The sequence below is a fragment of the Paenibacillus sp. SEL3 genome, assembly GCF_054602585.1.
On the sequence record NZ_CM137725.1, the window covers coordinates 493,462 to 506,489 of the forward strand.

Here is a 13,028-nt window from a genome sequence, read left to right on the forward strand (position 1 = left end):
TAAATCCTATATAAAACAACAAATTATACATAAATAACACGATGCGTACCCGTCAAATCCAATGGTACATTCATAATCGTATCCATCAGACTGAGACCATAACGATTCAGAAAATGATAGATCGTATACGCCCGCTCCTGCGGCTGTCCAAATGGGAAAAGCGACCATTCAATACGATCCCACTGGCGAAGTGCTGTTTCATTTTGTCGAAGCAACGCTTCCTGAACTTTTGCCTCCAGATAGGCGATCTGTGACAGAATCTTATCGCGGTTGGTTTCTCCAAGCCGTAGCAAACCTTTTTCAATCAAACCTGTCTGCTGCACAAGCGGTTCGTACATGCGGACAAAAGCTTCCTTTGCCCCGGAAAACTGATCCTGCATTCCAAGCCGATCTTGAGTGGCAATCCATTGCTTTTTCCGTTCCTCAAGTCCGTCTCGAACTTGACCAAAACTTAATTCATACTTAAGCATATGCTTCTCCACACCTGACTCTACCAACGTAAAAGACATCCGTGGCAGCAGTATCGGCATCTGCATCTCCAACACCCCGAAAGCATCCCGTGTAATCGCCCAGTAAGCAATCTCTCCTAGACCCAGCACAGATGCCAGCACCGGAAACAGTGAATCCTGCATTAGAGGACGAGTTAGCACATTATTACTAAAACGTTCGGGATGTCTATCTATCTCTTCAAGCAGTTCATCCACAGTAAACACCACCAGACCGTGTCGATCTGTGAATAGCCCAGCTTTTTTGAAAAGCAGCAAACGTTCATCTTCATGGATATAAAAGAGATTCGCGCCGCCTTCATGCACATCCGCTTGTAAATGATAGCCATAATCTACGATCCGCGTGGCAGTCGTCCGGTAAGCCTGCTCCAACTCATCATTGTGCAGAACCAGCCGCTTAAAAACGGATGCTTCCAGCTTGCGTAGCGAAGGATCTGCTGAATCTAAAAGTACTAATCCATAGCTGCCGAACAAAAGGCCCAGCAACTTGGCAAAGGCTTCACTCAGTCCATATGAGTCCGTTAATCCGTTCTCAATCATGCGCATTATATCAGCCTTATGTTCTGAATCTGGCAAGCTTTGCTCTATATCCGCTATCGCTTGCTTCCACTCAACAGTATCAACTTTAATCGCACTAACCGAAGAACGGCGTTCTAGTTGCTTATTCAGCTTGATTTTGACGGCTTGTGGGTCATTTGCCATTACGTATGTATGATTGACCTCATCCCAGTCATGATCTTCGCCAGCAATCCAGAAGACGGGGATAACCGGACGTCCAAGCCGTTCCTCAGCTTCTCTCGCTGCCTTAATAATTGTAGCGGCTTTGTAAATGACCAGCATCGGACCTGTGAACAGCCCGCTTTGCTGTCCGCCAGCTACTACTAAGGCATCTGGACTATCCAGACGGTCCAATGAAGCACGAACCGCCTCATACGAATTGTATTTCTCATTGTATATACGAAGACATGCTACGACATCCTTACGGTTTAATCGCAGATGCCCCGTCTTATCCAGCCACTTCGCCCGTTGGGCATAAGCATCGGCGTGCAGCACATTATATTCATACAAGTCGCTTGCGCGTCCTGTACCCTGTATATAATCTTCTGCCAAAGCCGACCCTCCACGAAGCGTTTCCGGAATTATTTTCATGGGTCTGCCTCCTGTCTCCACCAAAACCTTACTGCTTGATTGTACCGAAAGCCCATGTCCACGTCAAAGCTTCCTACAAAAAAAACCGCCGAATAACTCGGCGGTTGTTGCATAAAACAAGATCAGGCGTAAGGCTCAGCTACAAAATGTCCTTTAGACACTTCGATGAGCGTGGCATTTTCCAGGTTATAAGCCCCTGTCTTATTGCCAGATGCATCATGAATCGGGCCTGCTTGGTCGCCTGGCATAATAATCCGTTTTTTGTTAGCTTCTACTTCTGGATCAGGAAGTGGGATCGCCGACAAAAGCATTTTCGTATAAGGATGGATCGGATTTGCATACAACTCAGCGCTTTCTGCAAGCTCGACCATTCTCCCCATATACATTACAGCTACCCGATCACTGATGTGCTTAACCATCGACAGATCATGCGCAATGAACAGATATGTCAGACCCAAACGTTCTTGAAGCTCTTTTAGCAGGTTGACAACCTGAGCCTGGATAGATACGTCAAGAGCTGAAATCGGCTCATCACAAATGATGAATTTAGGATTAACCGCTAGTGCGCGTGCAATACCGATCCGCTGACGTTGACCACCAGAAAACTCATGCGGATAGCGTGTTGCATGGTCAGGGTTCAAACCAACCAGATCAAGTAACTCTTCAATCCGTTTCTTACGTTCTGCACGGCTACCCGCCATATTGTGAATATCCAGCGCCTCACCAATAATATCAGAAACAGTAAAACGCGGGTTCAATGATGCATATGGATCTTGAAAGATCATCTGCATATCACGGCGCATGGCTTTCATTTTACTCGGTGATAATTTGTAAATATCTGTCCCGTTAAAACGTACGCTTCCTGCTGTAGGTTCATACAAGCGCAAAATCGTACGACCCGCTGTAGACTTACCACAGCCGGATTCGCCAACCATACCCAGCGTTTCACCCTCACGAATATAGAAATTCAGGTTGTCCACCGCTTTGAGCACACGGTTTTTGCCAACATTAAAATACTTTTTAAGACCTTCAACCTCAATTAAATTGTTGCTACTCACCATGATCTCACCTCCTATTTCTTCAACTTCGGATCAAGCGCATCACGCAAGCCGTCGCCAAAAAGGTTGAACGCAAGCATAATCAAACTGATCAAACCTGCCGGGAAAAGCATCCGCCACGGGTAATACATCCACCCGGTCAGAGCTGATTCAATCATTGAACCCAGCGATGCCTCCGGATTCGGTACCCCTAACCCGAGGAAGCTCAGGAAAGCTTCGGAAAAAATAGCGGTCGGTACGCTCAACGTCAATGTAACGATGATCGGACCTACTGCATTAGGCAAGAGGTGGCGGAAAAGCAAACGACCTGCTCCAGCACCCATGGAACGGGAAGCAAGTACAAACTCTCTGTTTTTGAGTTGCATCATTTCACCACGTACAATCCACGACATGTTAATCCACCCGGTCACACAAAGCGCAATAATGATTGTAGTGATACTTGGCTCCAGTACAACCAGCAACAGGATCGTAACAAGCAAGTAAGGAATGGAGTACAAGATTTCAGAAAATTTATTCATGATTTCATCAACGCGGCCACCAAAGTAACCCATAATTCCACCATAAATAACACCAATCAGCAAATCAATCAAAGCTGCAGCCAGACCTATCGTCAAGGAAATCCGTGCTCCCATCCATGTACGGACAAACATATCACGTCCAAGATCATCCGTACCGAACCAATGCTCCGCGGAAGGTGGCAGATTCGTGCTGAGTAAATCATTAGAGTAATAATTATAGGGTGACAATATCGGGCCGATTAAAGAAAAAAGCACAATCAGAACTAAAACAATCAAGCTAGTCATTGCAACCTTGTTTTTACGAAGTCGTTCCCAGGCATCGCGCCAAGCAGATAAGCTTTCTCGCTGAATAACTTCAGACTGCTTTTCATCGACACCTATTTTTTGGAAATCTCCCGGTTTCACCTGAAGTTTATCCAAATTCACAGCATTGTCTTTCACAGACATAAAGTTACCCCTCCTTCCCGCCGGACAGCTTAATCCGAGGATCAATAAACCCATACGCGACATCTGTAATAAAACGCGCTAACATAAGCAAAACACCGTAAAAAATCGTTATCCCCATAATCATAGTGTAATCACGGCTTGTGATACTTTCCACAAACACTTTACCAATACCGCCAATCCCGAAAATCCGTTCAATAACCACAGATCCGGTAATAATATTCGCTGTCATTGGACCTACGTAGGTAACAACTGGCAAAATAGCATTCCGCACAACGTGCTTGAACATGATCGTAATGGATTTCAAGCCTTTAGCTTTGGCCGTTTTGATATAATCTGCATGCAGTACTTCTATCATACTGGAACGCGTCAATCGTGCAATAAACGCAATTGGTTGAGCGGACAAAGCCGCAACAGGCAGAACGTAGTCCATTGGGCCCTCAAAACCCATAACATTAAACAATTCCAACTTTTGGGCAAAAAAGAACTGGATTAATGATGCCAAAACGAAGCTGGGAACCGCAATACCTAGAATTGCCAATATCATCGCTACGGTATCAATGAGTCTACGATGGTACAAAGCCGCCAGCATGCCTAGTAAAATACCGACAATAATGGAGACAATAATTGCTACGAGACCTAATTTTAATGATACCATAAAGGTCTGTCCAATAATGTCGCTCACATCTTGATTCAATTTTTTCATAGAAATACCAAAATCACCCGTAACAATATCACCTAAGTATTTAAAATATTGTACATATACAGGCTTATCCAACCCATACTGTTCCATTAATCGGGCTTGAATCTCAGGAGACGTCGCTCTTTCGCTCATAAAAGGGTTACCTGGAATTGCCTTCATCAGAAAGAACGTCGCAGAGATCAGAATGAGCAAAGAAATAAGCATAAATATAAATTTACTGATCAAATAACGCGCCATCGCCCGTTTACACCCCCCATATTTTTTCGACACCATTCGATTCTATAGAAATAGAGTTGGGTTGTCCAATCTACTTATATGCATGGTTAATTTAATCATATTAAGAAGAACCCTCACACACAAAAAAAACGGGATATATATGGCAGTACCCACATATATATCCCGAAGTAACTCTTCAACTTCAGAATCAAGTATCAGCTACTTACTGTGTTATATAAGCTCTTGTAAAATCAATTGCACCACTAAAATCCAAGGCAACGCCTTTTACATTTGGTTTCGTCAAAGAAGTATTAGAGTAGTAATAAATCGGCAGTAAAACCATATCATCCTGAACAAGAAGCTTCTCTGCTTTCGCAAATATTTCCATGCGTTTTCCTGGATCAGTTTCTGTTTTAGCCGCTTTAATCAAACCATCATATTCAGGATTAGAATATCCAGAATTATTGTTGCCATTACCAGTTGTCCAGATATCCAAGAATGTCATCGGATCATTAAAGTCAGCAGACCATCCACCACGAGCAATTTGGAAATTCAACTTGTTACGTGTTTGGATAAATACGCCCCACTCCTGGTTTTGCGTTTTCACATCGATTCCCAGGCTTTTCTTCCACATATCTGCAACTGCCAAAGCAATTTTTTGGTGTCCTTCAGTAGAATTGTAGAGTAGAGTGATTGGAGGGAGTGAAGTTACTCCTTCTTCCTTCATACCTTCTTGAAGCAATTTCTTCGCTTCAGCTACATCTTCTTTGAAATAATCATCTTTATGCTCATTACGGTATTCCTGAGATAAACCTTTAATACCCGGAGGTACAAAGCCGTAAGCAGGAATCTCTCCACCCATCGTTACTCTATCAACAATCGGCTGACGTTGAATCGACATTGCAAATGCTTTACGAATTTTAAGATTATTGAACGGTTTTTCGGTGACGTTAAACAAATAGTAATAGGTGCTTGCTATACCTTTAGCCTGGAATTCATTAGGCATTTCATTTTTCACAGCCATCATTTGGTCTGCAGGAATTTCACCATTAGGTTTACCTGCATAATCAAGTTGTCCACTTCTGTAAGAAGCGAGTTCTGTTGCACCGCTGTTTACAAGGGACATTGTAATTTTCTTCAGTTTAATTTCGTCCTTACCCCAATAATTCTCGCTTTTGGAAACCTCAATCTTTTGACCTGTCTCCCAAGTCGACAATGTGAAAGGCCCGTTAGTGATCATGCTTTCTTTTTTAGTCGCCCATTTATCATTACCTTTAACAGACGGATGCACCGGATAATAGGTGTAGAAAGAAGTCAATCCCAGGAAGTAAGGTGTTGCATGTTCCAGTTCTACCTGTAATGTATGGTCGTCAACTGCTTTGACACCTACATCTTTGAAGTCCGTAACTTTAGTACCTTTAAAAGATTTGGAAGTGCTCAGGTTGTAACCCTCAGCATTTTTGATATAGTACAATTGGTAAGCATATGGAGGTGCAGGAGCCGTGGAAGGATCCAATACCCGTTGCCAAGCAAATACGAAGTCGCTTGCTTTGACTGGGTCGCCATTACTCCATTTTGCAGTATCGCGAAGCTTAAACGTATAGGTTTTGCCGTCATCGGAAATTTTCCAAGATTCAGCTACGCCAGGAATTTCTTTACCATCAGGGCCCATGCGAACAAGACCTTCATACATTGTTTTTAAAACAGTGTTTGCTTGAGTATCTTGAGCCTGTGCCGGATCGAACGTTGGCGGCTCGGATGCAAGGTTAATGCGCAAAATTTGCTTGTCGGCCGGAGCCGGCGTAGTCGAGGTGTTTTCTTGTGCGCCCTTACCATTGGTATCGTTCTTGCTGGAGCCGCAACCTGCGAGCAATGCGCCAACTGCAAGAATGAGTGTCAAAAGGACTAAAAAGCTTTTCCTTTTCATCTAGCGTTTTCCCCCTAGTTCTAAAGTGGTATATGTTTATAGATTATACAACCAGCGGTCAAAAAAATCTACATTACATTTCTTCAAATTGAGCTTTTTTTTCAAAAAAACATGATTAATTCATATTTTCTCACCGTTTCATGTCATGTTATATCACATGATGTTGAATATATTCTTAAATATACCAACAACAGTCAACAAAATATACGCCAATGTCATTGCTATAAAAGTTAATCTCCAGACCGCTCTACATAATCTTTTACCATCAACCTTTCCTTTTATTCGATTTTGAGCTCCTCCAATTAAACCCAAGGCCAGTAATAGGAGCAGTAGAATCAAATAAAAACCGAATCGAGATGTAAAAATGACGTTAAAGAGTGCTGCGACGGAAAATATCAGAAAAAACGTGGTAATATCCATAGAAGTAAGTAACGATTTCTTTTTTTCCATTTTAAGAATGTAGCGACAAACCGCAAACACGATCAAAAACGGAAAAAAGGGAAGAATACTGAAAGTGATAATGGTACCTTGTATAAGACTCAACTGATCACCCCTCTTTTAGCCGCATACCTTCAATTAATTGCCACAATACCTCATGAGTTGGTGCAGTAACCCCAGCCTGATCTGCCATCTGCACCAGTTGTCCGTTAATTGAAGCAACTTCTGTCATGGACTGTGCAAGTACATCAGCTAGCATGGACGAGTGATTTTCTGCCGTTGACCGGCATACATTTATAATTTGCTCCCACCATGCGTTTTCCCAGTGGATACCATGAGCTTCATACACTTGAATGCCTTCATCGTACAACCTGCGCATCATATGTATTCGAATAGGGTGCGAAAGCAGCTCGCCATTACGAACTCGCCATACCGCCGTCAGCGGATTGATTACAGCATTGATCAACAACTTGCGATACATACCGTTCTCGATTTCTTTCGACAAGCAAGCGTCAAATCCTGCTGCAAGCAGCCGATTTAGCACACATTGGTTAAAATTATTGTTCTTCGACTCCTCCCCTTCCTCCGAACAACCTATTTCAGTAACACCCGATCCTGCATGTACAATAGATGCGACTCCCTGCCTCTTGGCTCCTTCAGTCGTCACAGCAGGGTATACCACAGCTTTAGGCCAAGCCTTTCTAATGCGTTCTATATGACCGATTCCATTTTGCAAGCAAACGATTCCTATAGCTCTGTCCATTTGAGCTGCAGGCTGGATCTGTTCTAATACTTCCTCAATCGCCCCCTGTTTGGTCATAAGCATTATCCATCGTGCCGGAGCCTGTGAATTTAACCGTTGCCAATCTGCCAATGGCGCTACCTTCAATTTATCTCCGGACACATGTATTGCCACCTGTCCCTCCTTATCAAACACAGTAATTCCTTCATGAGTAATGACGCGTGCCTGCTCAAGTGTACGTGTCCACAGCCTTACTTTTGTACCCGAGGCAGATAACCTCCCGGCAAACAACAATCCCAGCGAACCCGCTCCAATAATATCAATCACCTTTGTATCGTCTCGCTTCCATCTTTTTTTCTACTATATCATATGCACTCTAAAGAAATACAAAAAACGCCAACTACGGCAAAGCGCTAGTTGACGTTTTATTTCAGAATTGCAGAAGTAATCTTGTTACTCAATGCGCTCCAGATTCCCATTGGCGTCCATTTTGAATCTGGATTTAAGCTCTTCCTCATCTTCAGTAATTAGAGCCAAGCGCCGAGCCCGGTCCATAATCTGAATCAGAGCTTTATAATCATCATTCACAACACGATAGTCGGTTTGCACCTCATTCACTTCTTTGGACAGCCGGTCATTAATGGAGCGAAGCTGATTCAATTCTTCTTCCTTTTCCCGTAAATCTTTCTCCAGCATCTTAATCTGCCGATTCGTTTCCTGGACGGATCCCTTCCATTGACGCAAGAAACGAATTACTGCATCAATAGATAATGTATCCTCACTCGTACCATCTGTTCTGTACCCACCTTCAACTGTATCAAGCGAGGCAAAAGCCGCAACCTGTGATACACCTACCGGGTTCTGCTTGCGGATATAACTGCGCTTCTGGCGCTGTGCTTTGGCAATGCTAATTGCTTCATCGTAACGTTTGCGCACGCAACTGTTCCAACGAAAGCCGCATGCTGCAGAGGTTCTTCCTATCTTTTGTCCTACCTCCTCAAACGCAGCAAGCTGCGTTCCACCTTCACGGATATGCCGCAATGTCACCTCCGCCAATATCAAGTCATCTTCCACACTCCATGCATCTTGTCTTATTGCAGTCATGCCTCTAGCCCTCCTAACAACATCCTGAAATAACCGTCTTCATGAACCGATCCTGCCGGTATTTGAATAGGGTATAAAAGCTGTTTATTCATTCCTATGCCTCTCGTAGAGTTCATAGAATCTATTTGATACTAAATTGTATTTCCATTTCTGCAAGAACTCATACGTGAACGTAAACAGTTTCGGGTTTCAAGCATGCTCAGACTGCTGTACAATAAAATGAATGGTTAAAGAAACAGAAAGGATCATATACATTACTATTAGTTTTTTTCGGGAATACATAAAAGGGGAAACCAAATGAACAAACGAATAAAAATCACAATCAGCACCCTGCTGAGCACCATTATGTTGCTAACTTTCATATATGTACGTCCTACTCTAGCCGCTCCCTCCCAAGAAGAAAGTCAGATTTTACAAGATAGCCTGTCGATTGTAGAGATAGACCATGAAATTGAGCGAATCAGTCAGGAGCAACAGACTCTTTTGCAGCGCCAGCAGGAACTGCGAAGTAACCTCACCGTTCAGCAAGAGCAAATGACCATACAACGGAAGCGTGCAGGCTCTGTGCTGCGATCTTATTATATGGGGGAAAGGGACAAGCTGTTAAGTGTGGTGCTAGGGGCAAAAAGTATAAGGCAACTTCTCTCTCTGTACGATTACTACTTGTTATTGATTAGTCACGATCAGGATGTGCTTCAAGAATACGAATCCAATTATCAATCTATGCGAAAAACAGAACAACAAGTCACCCAAGCCTCAATGGAATTGGAGACAGTCAAAACAAACTTACTGGCTCAACGCAAACGCATTGTCCTGCTTCAGTCGCGTGTAAATGACGGCGTTAACGCCAGCAATGACCCGGATACCCTACGCAAGCTAATTGGCGAAATGACAGCTTATTGGGAGAATGTAGGTGTCTACGAGGTAAATAAACACTTTAAAGCATTAGCTCAAGCTATGCAGGATTTACCGCAATTCATTCAACAACAACAAGGTGCCATGGTTACAAATGGAAAAGTCATTACGATAAGCATTCGTGAAGAGGACTTTAACCGTTTTTTAAAGTCAGAAAATGAATTGTTTAATCACTTCAACTTTACATTTGCGCAGGATCAAATTATGGTAGAAGGCCAACAAGGAACGATGAAATTAAGGGTAGAAGGTCACTACACGGTGGAGAATGAACCAAAAAATTCAATTTTATTTCATGTGGATCGATTAGTATTTAATGGTCTGGAACTACCTGATACGACCCGCAACAAGCTGGAAAGGGATTTTGATCTGGGTTTCTACCCACAGCAGCTTATTTCCTATGTCAAAGCCACAGAAGTACGCACTTTAGCAGGAATGCTTGAAGTTAAGCTCGAATTAAATTTTAAGTAAACTGGCTTTTGCTTGCCTTCAATGTTCTGAATTTTCACGCGTATAAAACAAGACCCCGGGATATTCCCGAGGTCTTGTTATTTGTAATAACGATATGGACTTTATAGCAGATCGGCTGCCAACTGTGCGAGCTTGGAGCGTTCTCCTTTTTCCAACATGATATGCCCGCTAATCCCTTCTTGCTTAAACCGCTCCACTACATAGGTTAAACCGTTGCTGGCTGCATCCAGATAAGGGTGATCAATCTGCTCCGGGTCTCCCATCAAAATGATCTTGCTTCCCTCACCCACCCGAGACACAATCGTTTTAATCTCATGTCGGGATAAATTCTGCGCCTCATCGACTATAATAAATTGCCCAGGTATCGAACGTCCGCGAATATAAGTAAGTGCCTCCACCTGAATACTGCCCAAGCCCATCAAAATTTTGTCGATATCACCTGATTTTTTGGCATCAAACAGATATTCCAGATTGTCGTAGATTGGTTGCATCCATGGACGAAGCTTTTCATCCTTTTCTCCTGGTAAATAACCAATATCCTTGCCCATAGGAACAACAGGTCGAGCAATCAGCAGTTTCTTGAAGCGATGTTCATCCTCTACTTTAAGCAAACCTGCCGCCAGCGCCAGCAACGTTTTGCCCGTACCCGCTTTTCCTGTAATGGTCACGAGAGGGATATCATCATTAAGCAAAAGCTCCAATGCCATCCTCTGTTGAGCATTGCGCGCGCTGATTCCCCATACTGATTCGTTACTTAAGTACAGCGGCTCTAATCGCTCTGCCTCCTGGTTAACTTTCAGTAATGCTGATTTTCCAGTTCCCATTTCATCTTTCAGAATGACAAATTCATGTGGATACAGTGTATAAGGTAGTTCCAGTGACTTGATTAGTAAAAAACGGTTAGAGTAAAATTCATCTATGATGGACGGGTGCACCTGTATTGCCGAGTATCCGGGGTATAGCTCACTTAAATCGCCTGTTCTATCGGAGAGGTAGTCTTCAGTCAGCAGTCCCAATACATCTGCTTTGATCCTGACCAGCACGTCTTTACTGACCAAAACGACCGAACGCGGCTCAGGCTGCTCCTGCTCTTCCAGATGATAATTCAAGGCGACCGCCAAAATCCGGTTATCGTTCGAAACCTCCCCGAACATCTCCTGAACTTTCAAAAAACTTCGGTGGTTCAACTCAACCTTAAGCCTTCCACCTTGGGGAAGTGGAACGCCACTATGCAGATGGCCCACTTCTCTCAACCCGTCCAACAATCGCGATACATTGCGGGCATTCCGTCCAATCTCATCCGCGTTGCGTTTTTTGGAGTCGATTTCTTCCAGAACTACAGCTGGAATAACAACTTCATGTTCTTTGAAGGTAAAAATGGCTTTCGGATCATGCAGCAGCACATTCGTATCCAGCACAAAAATTTTCTTCATTAAATCCCCTCCAAAGCGGCGTGGACAATCTCGTGTTTCATACCTATACCTATTCACCGGGTACCTAATACTTGCTGATTCCCTGAAAAAAGAACCCCAAAGCAGCATAAAACAACGAAAAGTTGTAAGTGAAGATAGCCTCTGAGCCTGTCCATTTTTGAATTTAGACACAAAAGGCCCAGTGATTGCTCACTGGACCTAGACTTGGTTCACTATAACTTTAGACATACCTCAACCCCCTTATGTTATATAAGAGCTTTACTCGCTGCGAATATAACATAAGCGGGAAGAAATATACATACTCAGGAATTGGAAGAAGCTGCGGTATTGTCGCTTGCTTTTTTAGCTAACTCCTCTTGTAGCGCTTGTTTGGCCAAATCGAGCTGTTGCTCATCAATGTACACATACGGGCTACGCCATGTTCCCGCTACCGGATTGTATTTCACATTTTGCTTGGAAATATTCCAGTAGGTTTGTACGATATTTTTCATTTGCTGTGACTCAATATCTGTCATCATATTCTTATCAACCGATTTAATAATTGCACTAAACTTGGTCAAAGCGTTAAAGGATTGCATTTGGTCAATTAGAGAATGAAGCACCTGATTTTGTCGACGATTGCGATCAAAATCGTCAGATTCAGCTGTTCTCGGACGACAATTCGATTTGCGGTAGCGAACAAAATCAAGAGCCTGGTCACCGTTCAAATGCTTGGCTCCAGCTGTCAGATTAATATCGGTACCATCTGCACGGTCACGATAACACATGTTTTTATCAACCGTCACATCTACGCCACCCAAATTATCTACTACATCTCTAAAGCCCTGGAAGTTAATAACCGTCACATAATCGATATCAATGTTTAAATATTTGCCGATCATCTTCTTCATCTGTTCTTCAGCAACTTCACCAGATTCTTTTTCTCTAGCCTTAAACACCGGATAATACTCATTCAACTTGCGAGGTTTATATCCATCCATTTCTAGACGCGTATCGCGCGGTAGGGACACGATGGTAGACGATTTAGTATTGGGGTTCAATGTAGCTACCATAATAACGTCGGACAAATAAGTCGGATGATCAGGGCGGTAATCGGTTCCTAGCAATAAGATAGTCAAAGGCTTAGTTTCTGCCAATTGTGTTTTGGGTACTTCCTTGTTGATCCCCGTATCCAAAACTTCCTCTACCTGATTGTAAAGATAGTAGGTATAACCACCTGCTGCTAAAATACCTATAATGAGCAGAAACAAGACAAACTTCATAAACGATCTGAAAAAGCTTTTTTTCTTTTTCGTTTTTTTCGGTTTGGCGGATTTTTTCCCAGTTTGTGTCCGGGGAGGCAATCCGTTCGAAAGATTACTCATGCTTCAACACCTTTTCCTGCGTTTTGAGAAATATAGCTTTCTC

The 13,028-nt window shown here is 43.1% G+C and carries 11 protein-coding genes; 1 reads left to right on the top strand and 10 read right to left on the bottom strand.

What is annotated here, in order from left to right; genetic code table 11:
- Positions 1–23: 23 nt before the first annotated feature.
- The 8 genes from bshC to ACYCS5_RS02490 form a co-directional block, all read right to left on the bottom strand.
- Entirely contained in the window at positions 24–1,655 is a 1,632-nt protein-coding gene (bshC, locus tag ACYCS5_RS02455; RefSeq protein WP_340932660.1) for a bacillithiol biosynthesis cysteine-adding enzyme BshC, read from the bottom strand.
- Positions 1,656–1,777: 122 nt separating this feature from the next.
- Positions 1,778–2,716: an ABC transporter ATP-binding protein gene (locus tag ACYCS5_RS02460; protein ID WP_029517761.1), complete on the bottom strand. Its 939-nt coding sequence runs from the start codon at positions 2,714–2,716 to the stop codon at positions 1,778–1,780.
- 11 nt (positions 2,717–2,727) lie between these two features.
- On the bottom strand, positions 2,728–3,678 hold the full coding sequence (locus ACYCS5_RS02465; RefSeq protein ID WP_459760746.1) for an ABC transporter permease: 951 nt from the start codon (positions 3,676–3,678) through the stop codon (positions 2,728–2,730).
- Positions 3,679–3,682: 4 nt separating this feature from the next.
- On the bottom strand, positions 3,683–4,615 hold the full coding sequence (locus tag ACYCS5_RS02470) for an ABC transporter permease (protein ID WP_029517763.1): 933 nt from the start codon (positions 4,613–4,615) through the stop codon (positions 3,683–3,685).
- Between the two features lie 202 nt (positions 4,616–4,817).
- Positions 4,818–6,521, bottom strand: coding sequence for a peptide ABC transporter substrate-binding protein (locus ACYCS5_RS02475; protein ID WP_029517764.1), 1,704 nt, complete (start codon positions 6,519–6,521; stop codon positions 4,818–4,820).
- Positions 6,522–6,674: 153 nt separating this feature from the next.
- The gene (locus ACYCS5_RS02480; RefSeq protein ID WP_013311106.1) at positions 6,675–7,064 is read right to left on the bottom strand and encodes a DUF3397 domain-containing protein; all 390 of its coding nucleotides are present in this window, start codon (positions 7,062–7,064) and stop codon (positions 6,675–6,677) included.
- A 4-nt stretch (positions 7,065–7,068) separates the two neighbouring features.
- A complete protein-coding gene (locus ACYCS5_RS02485; protein WP_340956092.1) occupies positions 7,069–8,028 on the bottom strand; it encodes a ketopantoate reductase family protein in 960 nt (319 codons plus the stop codon).
- Between the two features lie 126 nt (positions 8,029–8,154).
- Positions 8,155–8,805 (bottom strand): RsfA family transcriptional regulator, encoded by a 651-nt coding sequence (locus ACYCS5_RS02490; protein WP_039272257.1) that lies wholly within the window; start codon positions 8,803–8,805, stop codon positions 8,155–8,157.
- A gap of 297 nt (positions 8,806–9,102) precedes the next feature.
- On the opposite strand from ACYCS5_RS02490, the gene ACYCS5_RS02495 reads away from it, so the two are divergent.
- Positions 9,103–10,188, top strand: a complete 1,086-nt coding sequence (locus tag ACYCS5_RS02495) for a coiled-coil domain-containing protein (protein ID WP_459760747.1) — start codon at positions 9,103–9,105, stop codon at positions 10,186–10,188.
- Between the two features lie 101 nt (positions 10,189–10,289).
- Here ACYCS5_RS02495 and ACYCS5_RS02500 read toward each other — a convergent pair whose 3' ends face one another.
- Together ACYCS5_RS02500 and ACYCS5_RS02505 are read right to left on the bottom strand one after the other, a co-directional pair.
- Positions 10,290–11,621, bottom strand: coding sequence for a PhoH family protein (locus ACYCS5_RS02500; protein ID WP_029517767.1), 1,332 nt, complete (start codon positions 11,619–11,621; stop codon positions 10,290–10,292).
- Positions 11,622–11,923: 302 nt separating this feature from the next.
- Positions 11,924–12,985: an LCP family protein gene (locus ACYCS5_RS02505; protein WP_039272259.1), complete on the bottom strand. Its 1,062-nt coding sequence runs from the start codon at positions 12,983–12,985 to the stop codon at positions 11,924–11,926.
- Between the last annotated feature and the right edge of the window lie 43 nt (positions 12,986–13,028).